22 protein-coding genes and 1 pseudogene are annotated in these 22,389 nt (G+C 47.5%); 14 read left to right on the top strand and 9 right to left on the bottom strand.

Annotation, left to right across the window (positions count from 1 at the left end; translation table 11 throughout):
• The first annotated feature begins 43 nt into the window (after positions 1-43).
• Complete coding sequence (locus E8L90_RS15095) at positions 44-685, top strand: DUF2306 domain-containing protein (RefSeq protein WP_137030099.1); 642 nt, start codon at positions 44-46, stop codon at positions 683-685.
• 267 nt (positions 686-952) lie between these two features.
• On the opposite strand, the gene E8L90_RS15090 is transcribed toward E8L90_RS15095, so the two are convergent.
• The gene (locus E8L90_RS15090) at positions 953-1,846 is read right to left on the bottom strand and encodes a LysR family transcriptional regulator (protein ID WP_137030098.1); all 894 of its coding nucleotides are present in this window, start codon (positions 1,844-1,846) and stop codon (positions 953-955) included.
• Between the two features lie 202 nt (positions 1,847-2,048).
• Here E8L90_RS15090 and E8L90_RS15085 point away from each other — a divergent pair, with 202 nt between their 5' ends.
• The 6 genes from E8L90_RS15085 to E8L90_RS15060 all read left to right on the top strand — a co-directional run bounded on the left by E8L90_RS15085 (position 2,049) and on the right by E8L90_RS15060 (position 7,394).
• On the top strand, positions 2,049-2,984 hold the full coding sequence (locus tag E8L90_RS15085; RefSeq protein ID WP_137030097.1) for a dipeptidase: 936 nt from the start codon (positions 2,049-2,051) through the stop codon (positions 2,982-2,984).
• A gap of 35 nt (positions 2,985-3,019) precedes the next feature.
• Positions 3,020-4,078: a DmpA family aminopeptidase gene (locus E8L90_RS15080; protein WP_137030096.1), complete on the top strand. Its 1,059-nt coding sequence runs from the start codon at positions 3,020-3,022 to the stop codon at positions 4,076-4,078.
• A gap of 72 nt (positions 4,079-4,150) precedes the next feature.
• Positions 4,151-4,960 carry an alpha/beta fold hydrolase gene (locus E8L90_RS15075; RefSeq protein ID WP_137030095.1) on the top strand — a complete coding sequence of 270 codons (810 nt, stop codon included), beginning with the start codon at positions 4,151-4,153 and terminating at the stop codon, positions 4,958-4,960.
• Between the two features lie 224 nt (positions 4,961-5,184).
• Positions 5,185-5,505 carry a hypothetical protein gene (locus E8L90_RS15070; protein ID WP_244297233.1) on the top strand — a complete coding sequence of 107 codons (321 nt, stop codon included), beginning with the start codon at positions 5,185-5,187 and terminating at the stop codon, positions 5,503-5,505.
• The gene (locus E8L90_RS15065; protein WP_137030094.1) at positions 5,502-6,011 is read left to right on the top strand and encodes a hypothetical protein; all 510 of its coding nucleotides are present in this window, start codon (positions 5,502-5,504) and stop codon (positions 6,009-6,011) included. The genes E8L90_RS15070 and E8L90_RS15065 overlap by 4 nt, the downstream gene beginning before the upstream one ends.
• 57 nt (positions 6,012-6,068) lie before the next feature.
• Positions 6,069-7,394: a serine hydrolase domain-containing protein gene (locus E8L90_RS15060; RefSeq protein ID WP_137030093.1), complete on the top strand. Its 1,326-nt coding sequence runs from the start codon at positions 6,069-6,071 to the stop codon at positions 7,392-7,394.
• 91 nt (positions 7,395-7,485) lie between these two features.
• Here E8L90_RS15060 and E8L90_RS15055 read toward each other — a convergent pair whose 3' ends face one another.
• Positions 7,486-7,827, bottom strand: a complete 342-nt coding sequence (locus tag E8L90_RS15055; RefSeq protein ID WP_137033459.1) for a DoxX family protein — start codon at positions 7,825-7,827, stop codon at positions 7,486-7,488.
• Positions 7,828-7,918: 91 nt separating this feature from the next.
• Positions 7,919-8,344 (bottom strand): MarR family winged helix-turn-helix transcriptional regulator, encoded by a 426-nt coding sequence (locus E8L90_RS15050; protein WP_137030092.1) that lies wholly within the window; start codon positions 8,342-8,344, stop codon positions 7,919-7,921.
• Positions 8,345-8,476: 132 nt separating this feature from the next.
• Here E8L90_RS15050 and E8L90_RS31115 point away from each other — a divergent pair.
• Positions 8,477-8,638: pseudogene (locus E8L90_RS31115) on the top strand (carbohydrate ABC transporter permease); the annotation flags it as partial.
• Here the strand turns inward: E8L90_RS31115 and E8L90_RS15045 are convergent.
• The 3 genes from E8L90_RS15045 to E8L90_RS30815 all read right to left on the bottom strand — a co-directional run bounded on the left by E8L90_RS15045 (position 8,635) and on the right by E8L90_RS30815 (position 10,494).
• The gene (locus tag E8L90_RS15045) at positions 8,635-9,513 is read right to left on the bottom strand and encodes a phosphotransferase family protein (RefSeq protein WP_137030091.1); all 879 of its coding nucleotides are present in this window, start codon (positions 9,511-9,513) and stop codon (positions 8,635-8,637) included. The pseudogene E8L90_RS31115 and the gene E8L90_RS15045 overlap by 4 nt on opposite strands.
• Positions 9,514-9,585: 72 nt before the next feature.
• Complete coding sequence (locus tag E8L90_RS15040; protein ID WP_137030090.1) at positions 9,586-10,032, bottom strand: hypothetical protein; 447 nt, start codon at positions 10,030-10,032, stop codon at positions 9,586-9,588.
• A gap of 54 nt (positions 10,033-10,086) precedes the next feature.
• Complete coding sequence (locus E8L90_RS30815; protein WP_244297232.1) at positions 10,087-10,494, bottom strand: hypothetical protein; 408 nt, start codon at positions 10,492-10,494, stop codon at positions 10,087-10,089.
• A gap of 118 nt (positions 10,495-10,612) precedes the next feature.
• Between E8L90_RS30815 and E8L90_RS15030 the strand changes: the two genes are divergently transcribed.
• The 4 genes from E8L90_RS15030 to E8L90_RS15015 are packed head-to-tail and all read left to right on the top strand — an operon-like array spanning position 10,613 to position 16,227.
• The gene (locus E8L90_RS15030) at positions 10,613-11,287 is read left to right on the top strand and encodes an ABC transporter ATP-binding protein (RefSeq protein WP_137030089.1); all 675 of its coding nucleotides are present in this window, start codon (positions 10,613-10,615) and stop codon (positions 11,285-11,287) included.
• The gene (locus E8L90_RS15025) at positions 11,250-12,428 is read left to right on the top strand and encodes an efflux RND transporter periplasmic adaptor subunit (RefSeq protein WP_137030088.1); all 1,179 of its coding nucleotides are present in this window, start codon (positions 11,250-11,252) and stop codon (positions 12,426-12,428) included. Before E8L90_RS15030 ends, E8L90_RS15025 begins: the two co-directional genes overlap by 38 nt.
• 18 nt (positions 12,429-12,446) lie before the next feature.
• Positions 12,447-15,329: an ABC transporter permease gene (locus tag E8L90_RS15020; RefSeq protein ID WP_244297523.1), complete on the top strand. Its 2,883-nt coding sequence runs from the start codon at positions 12,447-12,449 to the stop codon at positions 15,327-15,329.
• Between the two features lie 4 nt (positions 15,330-15,333).
• Positions 15,334-16,227, top strand: a complete 894-nt coding sequence (locus E8L90_RS15015) for an ABC transporter ATP-binding protein (protein ID WP_137030086.1) — start codon at positions 15,334-15,336, stop codon at positions 16,225-16,227.
• Between the two features lie 336 nt (positions 16,228-16,563).
• Here the strand turns inward: E8L90_RS15015 and E8L90_RS15010 are convergent, their stop codons facing one another.
• Positions 16,564-17,451, bottom strand: coding sequence for a LysR family transcriptional regulator (locus tag E8L90_RS15010; protein WP_137030085.1), 888 nt, complete (start codon positions 17,449-17,451; stop codon positions 16,564-16,566).
• 113 nt (positions 17,452-17,564) lie between these two features.
• Between E8L90_RS15010 and E8L90_RS15005 the strand changes: the two genes are divergently transcribed.
• Positions 17,565-18,947: an MFS transporter gene (locus E8L90_RS15005; protein ID WP_137030084.1), complete on the top strand. Its 1,383-nt coding sequence runs from the start codon at positions 17,565-17,567 to the stop codon at positions 18,945-18,947.
• 12 nt (positions 18,948-18,959) lie between these two features.
• On the opposite strand, the gene E8L90_RS15000 is transcribed toward E8L90_RS15005, so the two are convergent.
• The gene (locus tag E8L90_RS15000; RefSeq protein WP_137030083.1) at positions 18,960-19,844 is read right to left on the bottom strand and encodes a LysR family transcriptional regulator; all 885 of its coding nucleotides are present in this window, start codon (positions 19,842-19,844) and stop codon (positions 18,960-18,962) included.
• Positions 19,845-19,978: 134 nt separating this feature from the next.
• Between E8L90_RS15000 and E8L90_RS14995 the strand changes: the two genes are divergently transcribed.
• Positions 19,979-21,181, top strand: coding sequence for an MFS transporter (locus E8L90_RS14995; RefSeq protein WP_137030082.1), 1,203 nt, complete (start codon positions 19,979-19,981; stop codon positions 21,179-21,181).
• A gap of 70 nt (positions 21,182-21,251) precedes the next feature.
• Here the strand turns inward: E8L90_RS14995 and E8L90_RS14990 are convergent, their stop codons facing one another.
• Positions 21,252-22,094 (bottom strand): DUF92 domain-containing protein, encoded by an 843-nt coding sequence (locus tag E8L90_RS14990; protein ID WP_137030081.1) that lies wholly within the window; start codon positions 22,092-22,094, stop codon positions 21,252-21,254.
• Positions 22,095-22,389 lie beyond the last annotated feature (295 nt).

The raw sequence follows: 22,389 nt of genomic DNA, 5'->3' as shown, positions 1-22,389 counted from the left end.
ACCGTTCGGTATCAAAAAATCCGACAAAGGGTTGTGTGGCAGGATGAACCGTATCAAACCGTATTCGATTGTCATTTTCGTCGCTTGTCTGGCGATCACGTATGCGCTTGTGCAAAATTTTATCATCGATCCAGAAGCGAAAGGCTTTCTCAGTCACAAATCTGATTACAACAAAGAGCGAATGAACACATCGATCTGGCTTACGGTCATGTATGTCCATTTGTTTTTCGCCCTGATTGCGCTGGTCTGTGGAGTGGCTAATTTTTCGGACAAGCTGCTCGCTAAGAACCGCAAGCTACATAAAGTAACAGGCTATGTTTATCTGTTTAGTGTGTTGGTTGTGGTAGTCACATCGGGATATATGGCTCCTTATGTAACAGGCGGAAAAGTGGCGAGTTGGCCCTTCCATTTATTGAACATCATCTGGCCAGCTATCACCATTACGGCGCTCGTCAAAATTAAAAAGCGTCAAGTCATGAAGCATAAGGAATGGATGGTCCGGAGTTTCGTCTTCTTGTTCACCAACATGCTGATTCATCTCGTGAAGCTGATCGTAGAGAAGGTGGTAGGTTTGCCGTATGAGCTCAGCTACACAATCGGTGTTTATGCCGCCATGATTGGACTTGTCGTGACGGCGGAGATGATCATTCGAACGAGATTGCGAGCACCCAAAAAAGGTCGATGAAATTCTTATGTCGGTACAGAAAAAGCACGCCTTGTAGCAAAAGAAACAATGCAAGAGATACGTGAAGCAATGAGTATGAACTATTTCTAAATAAAAGCTACTCGATTATTTTCTTTATACAGGGAAAACCCTCGATCATGAAAAAAAGCCGATATTCTCTACTACTGTAATGAATATCGGCTTTTTTTCATCCAATTCCTCTCCAGGAGGACCAGCATTTTTGATGGATTCTGCGCAGGTGTCTTAAAGGGCATCTTCCGTTTCTCCCTACTGCTGCAAGGCTTTGCTCTGCATCAAAAAGTCGATAAACGTACGCATTATCCCGTGAACAGGTGTATCCTTGAGGTAAATCAGCTCGAAGTTCCGGTTGATTTGCGGCAGATTCAAGACGTCTACTTCCTGGAGCTCTCCTTCGTCCAAGTCTTTGGAGATGGCAAACCGAGGCAAAAAGGCGATGCCCAGCCGTTGTTTGACCATCCGTTTCACGACCTCGATGTTGTCAGCCTCCATGACGACATTGTTTTGTAGCTGAAAATGGCTGAACGCATTATTGATCATCTTCCAGTCGAGCGAGCCCCGATTGAACAAGATCAGTCGTTCGCGTGCGACTTCTTCAATGGAAACCTGATGGCGGAATCCAAATGTATGGTCGGGATAAATCGCTAAGACCATGTCATCCGGCATCAGCTGAATCCGGTTAATCTGTGGATGGGTAACGGCCCGAGCAATTCCAAATGACACCTCGTGGTTCAGAACCATATCGAGCACCTGATGGGAATGTCCGGTGAGGATCGTCAGTTTGATTTTGGGGTACAACTGCTGGAATTGCTGGATGAGGTCAGGCAAAATGTAAAAGGCGGAGACAAAAACGGTGGAGATAGTCAATTCTCCCTCTACATCGCCTTGCGATCGTTGAATCGCTTGCTGCCCCTCTTGCAGCATGTGTATGATGTTTTTCGCATAGGGAAGGAACAGATCGCCTTCTTTTGTAAGAGAAATCGTATGACCCGTTCGTTGAAACAACTTGCAGCCCAAAGTTGTCTCGAGTGCCTTGATTCGCATGCTGACCGTGGGCTGTGATAGATAGAGCAAATCAGCGGTTTTGCTGAAGCTCCCGGTTAGGGCGACAAAGATGAATGCTTCCATTTGCTCCATGTTCATGAGTAGTGGCTCCATTATGAGAATTTTTAAACGCGCAGGAAAGTTTACGCGTTTCACAGTGTGAAAGCGAAATGCCTCGATAATGTTTTCTGAAGAGACTTATTGCAATAATTTATTGGATTCGCTCTCCAAAATACATTACCTTAAAATTAACAGAATAGGTAGTGTTCTCAAAGGAAATTAGTACAAGGGATGGATGCAGATGGCCAAGATGCCGATTATCGATTTGCACTGTGATGCACTTCTGAAAATTTGGGAGAAAAATGGGGCTCTGTCCTTTGCGGATGCGGAGGAGCTGGACGTCAACAGGAAACGGCTACACGATGGCGGGGTAAAGCTGCAGTGCTATGCAATCTGGACATCACCTGAATTGTCTACGGAGCAACGTTTTCAAAAAGCTTTGGATCAAATTCATTACTTTTATACAGAGGTTCTCGGAAAACATCCAGAAATAAAACAAATCCGTGATTGGAGCGATCTCGACCGTTTGCAAGAAGGAGAGATCGGAGCATTGCTGACGTTGGAAGGTGTAGAGCCAATCGGCAACGATATGAAGAAGCTGCACATTTTGTATCAATTAGGGGTTCGTTCTGTGGGTCTCACTTGGAACTTCGCGAATCTCGCTGCGGATGGTGCGCTGGAACCGAGGAATGCTGGACTGACGACCTTTGGTAAGGAAATCATTCAGTTCCACAATGAGCATAAAATGTTGACGGACGTCTCCCATCTAGGGGAGGGCAGCTTCTGGGATACGATTGAGCTGGCTACATACCCGATCGCGAGTCATTCAAATGCACGAGCGATCTGCGACCATCCACGCAATCTGAAGGATGAACAGGCGAAAGCGTTATTTGCCAAAGGCGCGAATGTACATGTCGTCTACTGCACCCAGTTTATCAAGGAAACGACACCAACCACGATAGATGATCTAATCAAGCATATCGATCATTTTTGTTCACTCGGTGGCGTGCGCCATATCGGGCTCGGCTCTGACTTCGACGGCATTACCGCAAAGGTCGTGGGCTTGGAGCATGCGGGACAGAGCCAAAACCTGATCAATCAGCTGCTCAAGCATTATAAGGAAGAAGAAGTGCGCGGGTTTGCTTATGAGAACTTTCTGCGCAATCGTCCCGTGTAAGCGATCGGCATAGATGCACGAAAGGAATGAAAGGCATGACGAAAAAAATTCGGCAGCTCGGTGCGAAAATCGGGAGGTTGCCTGTCGGTGAGAAAAATGACATTACAGATGTAGTCGGAGTCCGAGTCGGACATGTGACGATCCAGCATGAGCTGGACAACGACGACTATGCATGTACAGGAGTGACAGCCATTTTGCCACATGGCGGCAGCTTGTTTCGGGAAAAGGTAACCGCGGCCAGCTATGTGATCAACGGCTTCGGCAAAACGACGGGGCTCGTGCAAGTAAATGAGCTGGGGGTATTGGAATCGCCTATTATGCTCACCAATACGTTTTCCGTTCCCGCGGTCACACAAGGGACTCTGCAGTACATGCTGGATACCAACGAAGAGATTGGGGACACGACCGGGACGATCAACATCGTCGTGGGCGAATGCAACGATGGTCATCTCAATTCCATTCGCCGCTGTGTCGTGCGCCCGGAAGATGCTAGAGAAGCGATTCAGAACGCAACGGACCAAGCCGTAGAAGAAGGAGCTGTCGGGGCAGGGACGGGGATGATTGCCTTTGGCTATAAGGGTGGTATCGGCTCGTCTTCTCGTATCGTAGTAGCTGAGGAGCAGGCGTATACATTGGGATCTTTGGTACTCAGTAACTTTGGCAACAAGAATGATTTCTTGGGAGCCCATCTGTTCACAAGCTGGAAAAGCAATGAAAACGCAGTAGAGAAGTCCGAGGATGGCTCCATCATCATCGTACTGGCGACAGATGCGCCGCTCAGTGATCGGCAACTGCTTCGGGTAGCAAAGCGCGCAGGAATCGGCTTGGGACGCACGGGGAGCCATTTTGGGCACGGAAGCGGCGACATCGTCATCGCCTTTTCTACAGCGCAAAAAGTTCCACATCAGACAACGGCCGTTACGGAAACGCGCGTGCAACTACGCGAGGATCACCCGATCATGAACGAGCTGTTTGCTGCTGCGGCAGAAGCCACAGAGGAAGCGATCTACCATTCTCTTTCACAAGCAGTCACGACAACGGGAAGAAAAGGACGAATCGTTCATGCGTACCCAAGTCAGGGCATAGGAGAGTAGGAACATAACCCTACAACTGGTGACATACCTTGAGTGTAAGGAGATGCATGGTGTGTAACAGGAGGTAGGGTTATGTACATTGAAGTCGAAAAGGGTATCACGGTTTTCGTTGAAGACCTCAATCCTGGCCCGAATAGCAAAACCATTTTTTTCGTTCACGGCTGGCCGCTCAACCATAGCATGTTTTCCTACCAATTCAACGTACTTCCCCAGCATGGGTTCCGCTGTGTTGCCATGGACATACGCGGCAACGGTCAATCGGACAAACCATGGAGCGGCTATACGTATGATCGCTTGGCAGATGACATCTACGTCGTTTTGGAAGCATTACAGATTAGGGATGCAGTCTTGCTAGGCTTTTCAGTGGGTGGAGCCATTTCGATTCGGTATATGTCTCGTTATGAGGGGCGGCATATTTCCAAGCTAGCGTTAGTGGATGCGGTTTCTCCTTCCTTTGTGAAAATGCCGGGTTCTCCTTACGGTGTCTCGAAGGAGCAAGCGGAGGAGCTGATCAGTCAGATGTACGCCAATTTGCCTGAATTATTAAATACAGTTTCTTTGCAGTTTTTCAATCGAAATTTAGGAACTGCTACGCTCCAGTGGTTTGTCAAAATGGGACTGGATTCCGCTTCCTATGCGCTCATCAAAATCATGCAAGCAGCAGTGAGAGAGAATGTCATCAATGACTTGGGTCAAATCCGCGTGCCAACCGGAATTTTTCATGGGATTCACGATCAATTGATTCCATTCAAAAGCGCCGAGCTCACCCAGCAGCAAATCAAAGGGTCGAAGCTGTTTCCGTTTGATAACAGTGGGCATGGCATGCCGATTGAACAAGCGGATGATTTTAATAAGAAGCTGATGGAGTTTATTCAATCATAATTCGTAAGGGAACGGACAGCCGCTATTTCTGCCTAAAGGGCAGGATGTCGGCTATTTCTTTTAGAATATACCAAAATATAGTTTTCAATAGCACATGAAAAAACAACGATTAAGGATGGGGAAATTGAAGAAAAAACTGTTGATTTCTATCCTACTTCTAGCAACATTTGTGGGAGGTTTTTATATTCTTGTGAAAGGTAATCCCCCATTGGATATTGGTACCCTTGTTTCAAGCAAAAATCATAAATCTGTTGTTGTGGGAATGGGGTAATGCATTACAAGGGTTCATCATAACGGATGATTATGATAATTCGGGCTCCAAACCGTATGGATTTCAGAATATAGAGGATATAGTGGTAAAAGCGGGTACATTTCCTTCTGCTTATTTTAAAAAAATGGATGAGGGTACTGCTACGAAAAACGATGAAATTCATGGACTTAGTCTTATTCATCATGAAGCCATAAACAGAGTGAATATAAAGTACAGCTATCTTGGGATGACATTTGCTGAAAGGGTGTTCTTTGAAGTGGAGGTAAATCAATGAGTCAAATGAAAGTTGTACCTGTCGAAGTTCCCTGGATGATCAGCCCCTCACATGATTTCGTCGGTTTTACTGGTTATGAGGAGCGGGAAGTAAGCGTGGAAATGTTGTGTGGATATAATAAAAAGCGCTACGATAAAGTCTTGTCTAAGCTGCAAGAGCAATATGGGGAGGACATCCCTGACGACGAATACAATAAGGCGGGCAGTGCTATCATCAAAATTACTTTCCAGCCGATTTGTCTTTTTACGATGTACGGTAAAATGGAGGGCTACGATCGATATGATTTCAGCATGCTCGATCAGTACTATGATGGGAGAATGTCTTTGCGTGATGAATGGGATAAAACGGATGTTTGCCCAAATCCGGGATTTTACGAAGTTATGGAGTCGACACTAAAAGAAGCATTTGGGTTTACGTCCCCTAGAGTCAAGCATTGGGTATTATGCGCGCATGACTCATGTATCGATGTGTTGGCCTATTCTTTTGAATGGGAGGAGGTCGAATAGCTTTTGGAACACTCTTTTTGCTAGCTAGAATCTTTCAGCCAAAGGCAGGGGAATGGAATGGACCACGCAAGCGTTTCAGCTCTGGAAGCATTTGTGCAACAGTTCATGGAGAAGGAAAAGGTGCCGGGGCTCTCCATTGGCATCTCCTGGGATGGTGAAACCATCTATCAAAAGGGTTTTGGTGTCACCGAACTGGGGACGAATCAGCCAGTAACACCCGAGACCATTTTCGGCATTGCTTCGGTTACCAAATCGTTTACCACTGCCGCCATCATGCAACTCGTGGCAGAAGGCAAGCTGTCTGTTGACGACCCGATTCGCAGCTATTTGCCTGATTTACAAGGTAAGGGAGACATACATACTGACAAAATCACGATCCATCATTTGCTCTCTCACACTTCAGGTGTTCCACCACTGCTACGACGTGAAGAACTGACGAAACTTCCCGAGCATATTGCCTATTTGAACGAAGTCCAATTTGCTCCACTTGGTATGCCGGGTGAGTATATCAGTTACAGCAACGACATGTTTATCCTGCTGGGAGCTATTATCGAGCGTGTCACTGGGCAGCGCTACCGTACCTTTGTAACAGAACGCATGCTAGCGCCGCTCGAAATGAATCGCTCGACCTATAACCTGGAAGAAGTTGCTCGCTTTGCCGATGTCTCCGTTCCTTATGTCAAAGGGGAGGAGCAGCAACTGAAAAAGGTGCCGTGGCCCACGCTCGGCAACTATGAAGTGGGGGGAGGCATCCGCTCCAATGTCGTTGATTTGCTAAAATACGGTCAGCTCTATGTTAATGCTGGGCGCTATCAAGAGAAGCAGGTAGTAGATAGGGCCTCGCTTAGAGCCATGTGGCAGCCAGTTCATCGACTGACAAAAGACACCTGGTATGGCTATGCGCTCAAAACAACGCCCAGGTATGCAGGAATAACGCTAGTTGAGCATGGCGGAGGTCAGCCCGGGGTGTCGTCGAACTTCGGATTCGTTCCGGAAAAAGGGCTAGTCGTAACCGTCCTTTCCAATTTGGAAAATGTGCCGATTCGGGGTGTCTGGCTGGCTGCTGTGAATGCTACCCTTGGTTTACCGCTTACACACAAAGAAGACGAAGCCCCGCTTTATACGCCAACGAGAGAAGAGCTAGAGAAGCTCGTCGGGACGTACACGTCAAGAGAAGGCGGAAGATTGCGGCTCTTCCTTCGAGCTGATGTTCCTGTAGCAGAGGTAGCTGGTATGGAGTACGCATTACGGGCCAGTAGCCACGATACGCTGATCGATGTACAAAATGGACAACCCCTGCGCTTCTTTTTCAAAAAACAGCAACAAGCATGGGCAGTCCTCATGGGGCTGAGGATGCTCTGTAGGAGCGAAGACAAGTTCTAGGCTGACTCCATAAATGAAACAGCGGCGACCGAAGACATGATCCTAAAGTCTTCCACTCGCCGCTGTTATGACTGTATTGGGATTCCCCTGTCTAGGCTAAATAATGATACGTCGAGATGAAAAAGGAGAGAACGCTAAGAACGAGAGCCGGTATTGCTTTCGGAAATGGATCTCTAGCAATGGCGAGTAGAATGAAGGCAGCTACCAACATGGTCACGCCTAAAAGCAATCCAGCTAATAATGCCGCGATCGAAAACCATATCCCAATAATCAAGCCAATGGAACTGATGATCTCAATAAAGCCAGTTAAGAAGTTAAAGATGGGTGGGAGTCCAAAGCGGTCAAATTCATTCGCCATTTTACCGGAAATAATTTTTGTACCTGTAAACATAAAGAAGATCGCAACAATGACTTGCAAAACGATTAGGGTCATAACCATGACAGCTTCCTCACTTTCGTTATTTTGTATCAAACTAAGTGTATGCTATAGCATGTATTTGATGGAGAAAGTATCTGACCTCTATTTATTCATCTTTTACGACTTGATAGAGTTTGTCGAGCAAAGCATGCAATTCCGCAATCTCTACATCGGTAAGGTTTTGCGTTACATGGTTATGCGCGTCGGTAACAACGGGTAGAAGCTTTGATTTTAGCTCCATGCCTTTGTCACTCAGCAACAAGTTATGTGAGCGTCGATCCGCGTCATTTAAAGTGCGAATGACGATTCCCTTTTTTTCAAGCGAGTAAATCATCCTGACGACGGTGGTTTGATCGCGGTCAATCGCATCCGAAAGTTCCTTTTGTGTGATCGCTCTTTCTCCATCCATGACACTAAGAATTCCCCATTGCTCTGGCGTGATCTCCAATTGCTTTAACCTCTTCTTAAAATAGTTCGTCATTTTCATATCTGTACGGTGAAGGAGAAATCCGGTCAGATTGAATAATTCCATAGAAAATCCAAACTCCTTTTATATGCTATAGCATATAAAATACTAACTGATTTGTTCTACTTAGTCAAATAAATAGTGTCAGGAAAGCCGCACTGAAAAAAGAGTAAAGAAAACGAAAAAATTGGTAAAGATTTTTTCCAACGGATACCCAACGCCTTGGAGGAAGCAGCGATGATGGACGGCTGTTCCCGGTTGAGCGCCCTGTTTCGCGTCATTGTGCCGATCATGCTCCTGTTTGCCTTTTGCCAAAAGTACTTGGTAGAAGGGCTCACACAGGGTGCTGTAAAAGGCTAGAGGTAGTCCCGCATGCCAGCTTGGTACGCTGTCTCATCGTCGTTTTCCAGACCAAACAGCGCTTCTTCCAAAGCAAATGTACTGCGGTAAAATCTCATCCTTGTCATCACCTGCTCAAGCTGGGGGTACACCGGAGTGAAGTGCTGCAAAAACGGTTCCCCGTAGCTCGCGCAAAGTCCAGCGAGGTCATATGCCGGATCGCCCACACCTGAGCCGCCAAAATCGATGATGCCTGTGATGCGTTGTTTTATCGGGGAGTACAAGATATTCCCTGTGCCAAAATCTCCGTGAGTCAGGCAAGGCTGAAAATCAAAGTGGGCAGGGTCTGCCAGGTACACTTCAAAGCGCTCTGCCACATCTTTTTTTGCTTGCTCACGCATGGCCGGGAACAACTTCGATACAATCTGTTCATACAGCTCAGTCAACTGCTTGGCCATGTCAAAATCGCCAGGGATAAGCTCCGGGAGCAAGGCGGAGACGGGAAGCCGGTGCAGTTCATAAAGAAATTGTGCCAGCTGGGCAGCGACAGTCGGTACCGAATTTTGACGAGAGGCTGCTTGAAAAGCTTCTCGGGTAAAAGGCTCACCTTCGAGTAGCGGATATCCGGCAAACACCCGCCCAGGTATTTCCGCGGCAAAGGACAAATAGATCGGAGTCGGAATCGGCAGGGAGAGATATGGTTTTACCGTGCGTAAAATGTTCGTTTCGACCTTTAGCTGCTCGATTCCGGCGGTATATTTCGGGAAGCGAAACACATACGCATCATTGACGATGAGCACATCATTGTTTTGGCCCATTTCGTTAAAGGAGGCGGAAGTGATGGTCAATTCCGGATACGTTGCTTGAATGTGTTGGATATACGCTTGCTTTGTCATCATTAGTCTCCTTCGAATACTCCGCATTTCGAATAAAGAGCACTCTTCCCTAAGGAAAGTGCTCTTTTGTATTTACGATGCTGCCAGTTCAAATCTGACGAGCGTTTCCTTGGTGTCCGCGAGCTTTTCTAGTTCAACTATTCGCCAGTTATGGGAGATTGTCCTGCGCATCCACGCCAATGCATCGTCTGGTAAGCGAACGTGGTGCAGCGCTGTTTCCTCAACTTGATAATCATGCTCTGGTTGGATGTTGTAGCGTTTGTTCAGTAAAAACTTGATCCCGTTAATAGTGGTGAACTTGATCTGGTAGCCTTCGCGAATCGCAGCTTCCAGCGTAGAGGGATCATTTTTGGACAGTTCAAACAGATGGGTGTAATCGTACTTACCGCCCTCCACATCCGAAAAAGGCACAGGGTTACCTGTTCTCAGCTTATGGATGATTTCTTCATCGACGAATCCATGGGCACGGGCTGCCTCTAACAGCATCGTTTCCCACTGGGATAGTTTTACGGTAGACATGGACTGTCGCCTCCTCTTATCACGATGTAACGGTACAGACTCGCCCGCTTTCGTCTAGTATAAGGCAAGGAAATTGTACTTCTCAACTACAATTCCGACTGTTTTACTATGAAAAATGCGACGAACTGCTTTGCTCAGATGAAAGCGAGGAGAGCTTCTTCTTTTCACGGTGGCCGTAGGGATGCTGATCAGGACAAAAGGCAGCATCGATCCGACGCCGATCAAATTGGATACGAGCGTCATCACGAGAGGAGGGAGTCGATGTCCCAACAACCAGACAAGTATGATCGAGGGCGCGAACGTCAGCATCGTCAATACAATCCAGAGGATACGTACATCAAAATGCAGCTCTGCCCCTGTATAAATGACGAATAAAACGCCTAATGACGATAACCGAACCGATTGCCAGTAGAACCAAAGGGGGTTGCCTTTTTTCTTTTGGTAAGTGGTTATGGTGACCATACCGCTGAATTTATTTTTATTTATATTAGTTTATTCCAATTTTATTAAACAATGGATTCTGATTAAGTTACTATTAATAAAACTCGTATTTTTCAGACATATTTTCGGGGGTGTCATTTTGTCGTTCATTGCAGAGACAAAAAACGTAGAACGCACGTTTGGTAGAGGGGCAACTGCCGTCAGAGCGCTTGCGGGCGTAAAAATGCGCGTCGAATCAGGACGATTGCTCGTACTAAAAGGCAGATCAGGATCAGGAAAAACGACTCTATTAAACCTTTTGGGTGGTCTCGATCGTCCGACGGTAGGGAGCGTGTACTTTCAGGGACGAGAAATCGGCCAGCTATCGGATTATGAGCGAACGAAGATTAGGCAAAAGAACATGGCGTTTATCTTCCAGTCGTTTGGCTTGCTTCCGCTGATGTCAGCCGCTGAAAACGTCGAGTTTGGACTCCGGCTGTCAGGGGTGCCTGCTGCCGAATGGAGGGAGCGCGTTCGCGAATCGCTTGACATCGTTGGGCTGTCCAAACGGGCGCATCATCGACCGTTTGAGATGTCTGGTGGGGAACAGCAACGCTGTGCGATTGCCAGAGCTGTTGCGAACAGGCCGACACTACTACTGGCGGATGAGCCGACAGCTGAGCTGGATAGTAAAACAGGTCAGCAAATTAGCCGTTTGTTTCGCCAACTGGTCGATGAAGGTACTATGAGCATTGTCATGACGACACATGATCCTGGTGTAATGGAGGTGGCGGACGATGTCTATGAATTGGAGGACGGCCGTATCAAGGAATAGCAAAATAAAATGGGCGTACTTGACCGTTTTCCTTTTGTTGACGGGCTGTTCGCTATTTCCTAAGGAAGAGGAGGTTCTGGCTCCGCCATTAGTGGAGCCGTCACCAATCAAATATGAAGTAGCAGAAGTTTTACAAGGGCCAATCGTAAAAAGTGTGAAAGGAAACGCTTCCTTCACGACCGTGAAAACGGCGGAGCTCTCTTTCCCAGAGACGAAGGGACTGCGGCTGAAGTCGTTCTCTGTCCAAGGCGGCGATCAGGTGAAAAAAGGACAGGTACTTGCTGAATTGGATGCAGCTGAAATGGAGAGGGAGATCGAGTCGGCCAAGTATGAAGTGGAGAAGGCAAAACTGGAGCTGCTTGAAGCCCAGCAGGATAATCACTACGAAGTCGAATCCGCGAAGCTGGACGTTATGAAGGCAGAGATGAACGCCAAGGTAAACGAAACCAAGCTAGCCAAGATCGAATTGGAAAAGGTTAAGCTAGACTTGGCGAAATTGCAGGATCCCAAGAAGCAGCAGTACGTGGTGGAGCGTGCCAGACTAAACGTGAAGCAAAAAGAGATGGACCTGAAGAACCTGCAACAGCGTTGGAACGAGACCAAGCTGATCGCGCCCTTTGACGGCATCGTGCTGTTTACAAGCAACGGGCAGGTGGGAGATGAGGTGGAAGCGCATCAAAAGTTGGTAACGATAGGCGATCCGAACAAGCTGTTCGTCATGTATATCGCGCCCGAGAAAGAGGCACTGCAAGATGTTAGGGAAGGGATGAAAGTGATTCTCACCGGTAAAGACGGCGAAAAAGGCGAGGGGACAGTTGTTCAGACGCCCCTGCATGTCCCTTCCAATTTACCAGAGGATTTGACGAAGCTGTATCAGAGAAGTCTACTCATTACTCCGAAAATCCCTCCAAAGGGCTTGGAAATCGGGACAGGAGTCAGTATGGAAGTGATTGTGGACAAACAGGATCAGACGCTTTTTATACCGAGAAAAGCCCTTCATGATTTATCGGGCAGGAAGTACGTCCGGGTGCTCGACGGGAATAGCAAGAAGGAAGTGGACGTGGAAACTGGGATCATGACCCAGACAGAGGTTGAGATTCGCAAAGGTCTTTCGGCAGGCCAACTGGTTATTTTGGAATAGGGGGACAAACTCGTGGCGATGCTGCAAATGATCTTGCGGAAAATGATGAATAACCGCTGGCTGGTCGGCAGTCTGTTGATCGGGCTGGTCGTCGCTGTCGGATTGGTATCGAGTATACCCGCATTCACGTCAGGCGTACTCCAACGCATGTTGACCAAGGATATGGAGGAATACCAGAAGAATGTGAACCGCTTCCCCGGTGGCTTGCTGATCGTAGTCAATCAAAACAAGCTGGAAAAGAATGGGGCAGCTCTTGTAGACGAAATGACCGCTCATCTGCAAAACGAAGTAATTGCTCAACTGGATGTCCCGGTGTATACAGAAGTGACAGTTTTGCGGACCATTCTCTTTAATGCCATTCAGGAAAACATACAGCCGAAGAGCCCATTCAGTTCCGACAGTTCGCGGATCTATTCGCTGAGTGGACTTGAGCAGCATATGACGCTGGTTGACGGTCGCCTGCCTGCTGCAACCCCCGTTGATGGCGTGTACGAGGCGCTGGTGACGGAAAAAGCGTTAAAGGACCGCCAGATGGTGCTAGGCAGCTTGTATGAGTTGACCACCAACCAGGTAGAAGGACTCAAGGTACGAATTAAGCCGGTCGGTGTTTTTAAGGAAAAAGAGGGGAACGATCCTTATTGGTTTGCTTCGGCCAGTGAATACTCCAGTGGCTTCGTATTGGATGAACGGCTTTTTCGGAGTGTGTTTTTGGAAGAGAAAAATCTGGTTATTTCAACCCAGATGTATACGGCCTTTCACTACCAATCCTTTCGAATCAGCGATACTGAGAAGCTGAATTCATTGGTGGCCGGAATCGAAGGGAAGCTGCAACAGCATGGATTGAAAAAAGCGGAGATTAACGTTCAGTTTCCGGCGGCTAATCTCGTGGGCAAGTACAATGAGCAAGAGAAGCAATTCAAAACCATTCTCTGGTCGCTCTACATCCCCATTTTCATTATGCTGGGCCTTTATCTCGTGATGATTTCGGGATTAATTGTGGAAAGGCAACGAACGGAAATCGCTGTGCTGGGCAGCAGGGGAGCCAGCAGAATGCAGATTTTTTCTATTTATTTCATGGAGATTGCCATTCTTGGGTTATGCGCCTTCTTGATCGGTCCCTTTGTGGGGATTGAGCTTAGTAAGATACTTGGCGTCTCGAATGGATTTCTTGAATTTGTCGATCGCAAAGGTTTGGATGTCACGATCAGTCCGGAAGTATTCGTGTATGCCTCGTGGATGGTGCTTGCCTGCATCACACTCGTTTTGATTTCTGTGTTTATGGCAACTAGGCAAAATATCGTCACGCACAAGCAAAACATGGCGAGAATGAGTGGACATGCCATTTGGCACCGACTGTTTTTGGACGTATTGCTGCTTGCGGTCTCGTGGTATGGATGGTATTCCTATCAAAACGCCGCTGAAACCGCAGCAAAAACGAGCGAAGGGGCTTCGGCCGTCTCGATCGATTTCCTTCTCTTTTTTGTGCCCGTTCTGTTCTCGCTCGGTTTTGGTCTGCTGCTTCTCCGATTGTACCCGTGGCTGCTGCGTCTGATGTCTTGGGCAGGACGCTCCTTCCTCCCGCTTTCTCTGCATACGACGCTGGTTCAGGTAGGGAGAGCTCCACGGCAGTATCATTTTCTCATGCTGTTTGTGACGATTACGGTCGCAGTAGGAATGTTCAGTGCAAGCATGGCACGGACGATCAATCAAAATGCAGAGGAGAGAATCCGTTACCAAATTGGCGCGGATGTTCGCTTGAAGGCAGAGTGGCAGAGCGACAAACCGGAAGTAACGGTCTATCGGGGAGGAAGGAATGCGGAAGAAGGTGAGGAAGCAGGAGTGGAACAAGCGCCTACCGCTCCTCCCGTTCAGTATGTAGAGCCGGATTTCGAAATGTACAGTCGATTGCCTGAGGTTGAGCATGCAACAAAAGTCTTTGTGAACGGCCTGGCGGAGGCTTCTTTTCGGGGCGATCCTGTGAAGGACATCACCTTGATGGGGATCGACCCCAAAGAGTTTGCTAAGACCGCTTGGATGAAGTCTGACTTGTTGCCGCATCACTTTCACGATTATTTGAATCTGATAGCAAAAGAACCACGTGCCTTATTGCTGTCTCGCAGCCTCGCTGACAAGCTGCACGTGGTGGAGGGACAAACCATCCTGCTCGGTTGGGGGGATTCTCGCAGGGTTGAAATGATTGTGTATGCCATCGTAGATTACTGGCCGGGATGGAACCCTACTCCTGTAAAAAGCACATACGGAAACAGCGTAGAAGAACAGTATTTGGCAGTCGCCAATCTCCCGTTCGTGCAAGACAAAATTCGCCTGGAGCCGTATGAGGTTTGGATCAAAATGAAAGAGGGAACGTCTTCTGAATCGCTTTACAAGGGTCTGTCACAAGAAGGAGTCAAGCTCGCCACGCTGAATAATGCCAAACAGCAAGTCATCCAGATGAAAAACAACGCATTTTATTTGGGGCTGAACGGATCACTGACGCTTGGGTTCCTGCTTTCCATGCTAGTCACCTTTATCGGCTACGTGTTGTACTGGGTGCTTACACTTGGAGCCAGAAAATTGCAATACGGCGTGTTTCGCGCGATGGGAATGCCATTCAGACAGCTTCTTGCCATACTCGCGTGGGAGCAGCTCTTGACGTTTGGCGTCGCTTTTGCGATAGGGATGACAGCGGGCAAGCTGGCAAATAGTCTATTTTTGCCTGCGCTCAGTCTCTATTTGCATGCCGATAAGCAAGTTCCTCCCTTTACCGTCATTTCGATGCCGCAAGATGAACAAATCATTTATACGTTCATTGCTGTGACACTGGTTATCGGAATCGGAATCGTCGGTATTCTGCTGTCACGGATGCAGATCCATCAAGCCGTAAAGCTGGGGGAGGACTAATCAGATGATCGTATGCGAAAATTTGGTGAAAATCTACAAGGCAAATGATCTGGAAGTGGTCGCGCTGCAAGGTTTGGATTTGCGTGTAGAGACCGGAGAGTTGATGGGGATCATTGGGAATAGCGGCAGCGGCAAATCAACGCTTCTAAACATGCTGGGAGGACTGGACCGTCCCTCAGCAGGAAAGCTTTCCGTCGCGGGAGCTGATTTATTTCGATTGACGACTTCCGAGCTGGTTTTGTATCGCTTGCAGACCGTAGGTTTTGTCTGGCAGAACAACGCCCGCAATCTGATCCCTTATCTATCCGCGCTGCAAAATGTGGAGATGCCAATGCTTTTGCGGGGCAAGCGAAAAAGGGAGCGCGCCCACGAGTTATTGGAACTGGTGGGACTGGGCCACCGAAAAAAGAACAAGCTGAGCGAACTTTCCGGCGGGGAGCAACAGCGGGTAGCCATCGCGATCGCGTTGGCGAACGAGCCCAAGCTGCTTTTGGCAGATGAGCCGACTGGCAGTGTAGACACCCGAACGGCAGCTATCATTCTCGATTTGTTTCAAGAGCTGAACCGTTCGTTTGGGCTAACCGTCGTCATCGTGACTCATGACTTGGAGCTGGCCCGCAAAGTCGATCGTGTCGTAGCCATTAGGGATGGGAAAACATCCAGCGAATTGTTGCGGCGAAAAGGAACGGAAGATAACACTTCCGAGTCTTCTGATGTGTCAGCTAACGCGGACACTCATGAGGAATTGGCGGTGCTCGATCAGGTGGGGAGGCTGCAGATCCCAATGGAGTACCTCCAGGCGATTCAGGCGGACGGTAAGCTGCGAATTGAGCTGGAAGAAGATCGAATTATCCTAAAGGCACCTGTAGCCGCTACAAAAACAGACACGCAAATGTGACGTGTCTGTTTTTGTGTTTCATTCGAGAGAAATAGATACCTAAAATGCATGGCACCAGCATAAAGGATCATCTCCCCTACAATGAGGGCAACAACCTCCTGTATATCGAAGTCGAATTTGATCTGAATGTAGCACACCATAGTCGGTAATCGGTTCGACGCCCGGGATTGGTTCGTCTGGGATCTCGCGCACTTTCATGTCGGACCACTTTCCGCTCCAGGAACATATCCGGCACTTTAATCTCTCGGCTGTAGGGTGCAATGCATTCTCGGTGACGATCATACATTCTTGACTGTTGGTATTACAAGTAGGACAATCGTGAAGTTTCATGATTCATCACCTCTCAAGTTTGCATACATCTCCAAAATAATCGACAACGACATCACGGAAGTCTTGGGCAGCTCGCGAAATGTACCGACTCTTGTGCCATAATAAAGCGATTTCCCGTACGAATTCGTGATTCTCTACTTGGAGATATTTGATTTGTTCACGAGAATCTCTTGCCGTGCTTGGTATGAAGGCTATGCCAATTTCTGCTTCCACCAGCTGGATTAGCCTTGCAGGTTCATCTCCCTCATACACATATGTAGGTGCGAATCCAGCTGACTTGCATATAGAGTCTACGAGATCCCGTGTACCGTACCCTCTCTTTACACCGACAAACGATTCATCCTTCAGCTCTGTCAAAGATATGATATTTCGGTCTGCTAGTCGATGTCCTCTTGGAACAGCTACGAGAATAGGGTCAAGGAAGACGATTTGACATTCAATGCCATCCTCTTGGATAGGAGGGGAGGACAAGCAAAAATCGACCTCTCCTCTATGAAGAAGCGTAACCATTTCGTGCGTGGTGAGCATTTGTACATGAAACTGGATATCGGGTCGCTTTTTCCGAAACTCTCGAAGGATATTGGGTAGCGTGCTTGCAGTAGTCACCGCCAATTCAAGCGTGCCATGTTCCGGGTTGGACAAATCGCTAAGCTCCAGCTTCCCCTGTTCCAATTCAAACAAAGCTCTTTCCACCCGGCAGAGGAATTTGCTTCCGAACTCATTCAGACGCAGCTTTCTCCCTTTTCGATCAAATAGCGGGACTCCCAGATCATCCTCCAATCGTTGAATCGTTTTGCTTAGGGACGATTGGGTCACATGCAGTCTTTGTGCAGCTTCGGTCACGTGTTCCATCCGAGCTACCGTGAGAAAGTATTGCAGTTGAAGAAGTTCCATACAGCACCCCCCATTCATTCCTTCTAATCAATGAAATCATAACATGAAATGCGTTGGAGTAAATGTTTGATTTCCAGTACGATATCATCAAAACGCTTTAAGGAGGCCTGGAAATGGGGGCTCACAACAGGTGGTTGATGATTACCGTTGGACTAGGAATATTGTTGAACCCATTAAATTCTTCGATGATTTCTGTTGCGATTGCAAGGCTGCAAAATGTGTACCGTCTTGACTTCACGGTTGTTTCGTGGATTATTTTCTCTTTCTACATTGCGAGTGCAATCGCTCAACCTGTCATGGGAAAGGCAAGTGATTTGTTCGGCCGCAAGAAGATATTTCTTACCGGGCTTGTCGTATCTTTCGTTGCTTCCTTATTGGCTCCATTATCCCCAAACTTCGGGTGGCTCATTGTATTCCGAATTGTGCAATCGATCGGAACTAGCATGATGGTTGCCGTTGGAATGGCGATTGTACGAATTCATATTACGGAGAAACAAGCGACTGCGCTTTCCATACTGTCCATATTCCTATCCGGAGCAGCAGCGATTGGACCTTTTATTGGCGGGGTCTTGATTCATTATTGGGACTGGTCTGCGATCTTTCTCATTAATATTCCGTTCGTGGTGGCGAGCTTGCTGTTAGCCTGGAGGAGGATTCCAAAGGATGAATCGGCAGCATCCGCTTCACATAACATGTCCTTTCGGAAATGTTTGGAGTTCATTGATGCAACAGGGATCGTGCTCTTCGCAGTCGGTCTGGTTGCACTGCTCGTTGGATTACTGTCAGCAAAATCAGCGGGGCATGTCTCATGGTGGCATATCATGGTTGGAGGGATCGGCCTCGTTACACTGGGGGCTTTCGTACGACATGAGTTAAAAACGACTTCTCCGTTTATTCCTCTACGGACATTCGCCAAGTATCCTGCGATGACATGGGTCAATATCGAATTCATGCTCGTTAACGTCCTTTTTTATTCGCTTTTTTTCGGGCTTCCGTCCTACTTGCAAATGGTTCGTCATGTCAGCGAGTTTCATACAGGAATGCTCATGCTCAGCTTAGGTTTATGCTCACTTGTAGTGTCTCCACTAGCAGGACGATGGATTGATCAATCAGGACCTCGACCTGCATTGTTGACATCCGCCATGCTTATGACATTTGGGTCATTGTGGCTCGTGACGTTAGATCAAGATTCACATGTGTTTCGTGTCTGTGTGGCGTTAGCAGCATTCGGTATTAGCAACGGGTTAAACAATGTCGGAATGCAAGCAGCCTTGTTCAAAAGTTCTCCAAAAGAAATCATCGGAGTAGCTTCCGGATTATTTCAAACATCCAGATACCTGGGAACCATTCTATCCTCGTTGTTGATCGGCATTGTAATGGGAGATAAGTTTAGCAGCGAGGGGTTGCAAGTGCTTGGTATTATCCTCACGACAATCGCATTGTCTTTGGTACTGATGAGTTGGCGACGGGAATCAAGGCAAAGGGGGGAGTCGTAGGTTCACCCATTCCTATTCAAAATCGCAGGCATGGTTCATCACAAATTGTTTGAACTTTTCAGTGGCTGGTGATAAATATCGCCCTTCTACCCAAGCAATTCCAATTGTTCGTTGGCACTTCGGGTTTTTGACAGGGATTTGTGTGATCTTACTCTGGTCCGTTCCCTTTAAATTGGGCAAAAGTGAGATTCCCAGTCCAGCAGCGACCAGTCCAGCAACGGTATCTGCTTCCTCTCCTTCAAATGTAATGGGAGGTGTAATTCCCGCTACTTGAAACAATTGCTCGACGGTGATACGAAGGGAGTACCCTGCTTTTAAATGGATAAATGATTCATCTGCAATCTCTTTTAAAGTAATCGAGGTAAGATTTGCATATTTGTGGTCTTTGGGGACAATCACAAAAAGTTCTTCATTCCAAAGCGGCTTCCATACAAAGGGAGATTTCATATCCATAGGAGCAAGGAGACAAAGATCAAATTCTCCTCCTTGCAACTGATTCATAAGCGTAGGGGCTGGACCTTGTCCGAGTCGGAAATGAATGTTTGGGTAGTGGGCGCGAAAAGAAGCAATCAAATCGGGGATATGACTGGTACTTAACGTGTGCAGAAACCCAAGAGACACCTCTCCCTTATCTGGATCAAGTAAATCCATGATTTCTTGTTTTCCTTCATGAAATTCCTTCATCATATTTTCGACTCGCTTTAAAAAGAGCTGACCATATTTATTGAGCCGAATCGAACGTCCCTGACGGTCAAAAAGGGGTACTCCTATTTCATCCTCAAATCGGGCAATCGAACGACTAAGGGCAGACTGGGAAATCGAGAGAGCTTCGGCAGCATGTGTCACGTGTTGGATTCTTGCCAGGGTTTGAAAATATTCGAACTGTTGCCATTCCATTCGAAAGCACCACTTTCAAGTTCGGATTTTTCATTACATAAATGCATGAAAAACATGATTATAATGAATTATACATCATAGATAAATGGTGATACCATGAAATCATAATCATCCTGAAATGATATGGTGATCACATGATACAAAAAGGAACGAAACTCTTCCGTAAAATCAGCTTTGCCTTTTTTGCCGCTGGTTTCAATACGTTTGCTATTCTTTACTGCGTACAGCCCTTGATGCCGGAATTTTCAAAAGAATTTTCGGTTAGTCCAACGACTGCAAGCCTTTCCCTCTCCATTACAACAATGGTTCTTGCCGTCAGTATGCTCATTTTTGGTTCGTTGTCTGAAGTATGGGGACGAAAGCCAATCATGATTGTTTCCATGCTCGCTTCTTCTGTGTTTTGTATTCTCACAGCATTTAGTTCGAATTTTCATGTTCTCCTGGTATTGCGAACGATTGAAGGAATTTCATTGGCGGGTTTACCCTCCATAGCAATGGCCTATCTTGGAGAAGAAATCGAATCCAAAAGTTTGGGAGCAGCTATGGGTCTCTATATATGCGGCAATTCAATTGGGGCTGTGTTTGGCAGGGTTTTCTCAGGTATGATAAGTGATTACTTCGGCTGGCAGATTGCGATAGGGGGGATTGGCCTCATCAGTTTGGCTGCTACTCTGATTTTTTGGAATACCTTACCACCTTCACAACATTTCAAAGCACGCCCATTTGTCATGAGAAAATTAGGTCTGTCTCTCATGGATCATCTAAAGGCTCCCAGCCTCATTTGTTTATTTGTCATCGGCTTTTTACTTTTAGGAAGTAATGTAGCGCTATTCAATTACATCGCTTATGTATTACTCGAAAAGCCCTATTCACTCAGCCCAACAACTATAAGTTGGACATTTTTAATTATGATCATCGGAATGTTCAGCTCCGTCTGGACAGGAAAATTAATAGATCGTCACGGTAAGCAAAAGCTGTTATTCACAAGCTTGCTTCTCGCATTGATCGGCGTCTGTTTGACGTGGGAAGCGAATCTCCTTATGAAGATAGTAGGGCTTGGATTTTTTACTTGTGGATTTTTTGGAGCGCATGCCGTTGCAAGCAGCTGGGTGGGACAGATTGCTTTACAGAACAAAGCACAGGCCTCTTCCTTGTACTTGTTTTTCTACTATACGGGCTCAAGTGTAGGAGGAACACTCGGCGGATTGTTTTGGTCTGCATACGGATGGGGAGGCGTCATCAGTATGAATGTCGGCTTTCTCCTAATTGGCTTCATCCTTTGGGCGTGTGTCTCAAAAATGGTACAAAACGCGAAGAAAGTGACGAAAATAGCCTAGACTTGTGCCCCAAAATAAAGAAGCGGAAAAACTCAGTATCGTTTTTGTGATACGAAGTCTTTCCGTTTCTTTAAAGGCCAAACGATAAGCCGATTATGAGCGCCAATAAGACGGCGAAAGCTCCACCTGCAAGCGAGCCTGCGACATTGACGGCATCGTTGTTCCAACCAGCGCGACCACGGATTCGCACGGCTGGCTTGCCACAGTGACGAGCTTGCTCGATTTCACGACCGCAAGCACCGCAACGGTACATTTGCTGCCAAGTCGCACCGATCCACGAATCAACTAGTGACCCTATCAAGCCCGCCAGTCCTGCTATGCCGATCCAAGCTGCCAGTCTAAGGGCAGGGGTGATCGCATCCGGCGCAGTTTGGCCGGGTAGGGCAAGCAGCAACCACGCTGCACCGCCGATAAATAGTCCACCAGCCAGCGAAGCACCCATGCCCAGGCCAGAAACACCGCCAGAAGTGCCGGGCGGAACACGCTGTCCCGTCTTAATCGATCGCGGAGGCTTGCGGCTTAAACCGCCGATTTCTGTCGCCCATGTATCGGCTGTGACTGCGGCCATCACGCCGAGGAACGCGTACCACCAAAGCGGATGCGGCCATGCCCAATTTGCTACACATAACAACAGCCCGAGCCCGCCGTTTGCGAGCACTTGGCCAGCATCGCGTCTCCCCGATTTCTCATAACCGCTCTCGGCCTCTTGCTTTTTATGCTTTTTCCAATTGGACAATAAGGTGGATGAGACAAAAAAAGCGATGAGGGAGCCGAACCAAATAGGGCTTCCGAGTGCGTACATCACAGTGCCCAGTATCGCAGCCGCCAAAAAGCCGGAACCAGACAGCGACCGTTTTACATAAGCCGCCCCTGCAATCCCAGCGCTGCATGCTAGACCGATTAACCACTCCATAGTTTCCCGCCCCCTTGCTTTGAACTATTATACCTCAACGCAGCAGCCAAGATGAGCGGTTGAATAACGGATGTGGAAAAAGGGTAGTTGGCAGAGATGATCTGGGACGATTGGCGCGGGGGCAAAAGTAGATATGATTGCCATCAATCTGGACGCACTGTAATGAAAGTCCGCCTCATGCCAGGAGTTAATCGGGAAGAGATCAAAGCAAAGGGTCAGCGTTACTTTGACAAAATGCGTCTAGTGTACAAAAAGAAGAAGCACAGTCTGCTAGAAACGGCGGATTGTATTTTTT

It is taken from the genome of Brevibacillus antibioticus (assembly GCF_005217615.1).
Taxonomy (GTDB): Bacteria; Bacillota; Bacilli; order Brevibacillales; family Brevibacillaceae; genus Brevibacillus; species Brevibacillus antibioticus.
Note: the sequence above shows the minus strand (reverse complement) of the source record. Positions and strands in the feature narration are given on the sequence as shown.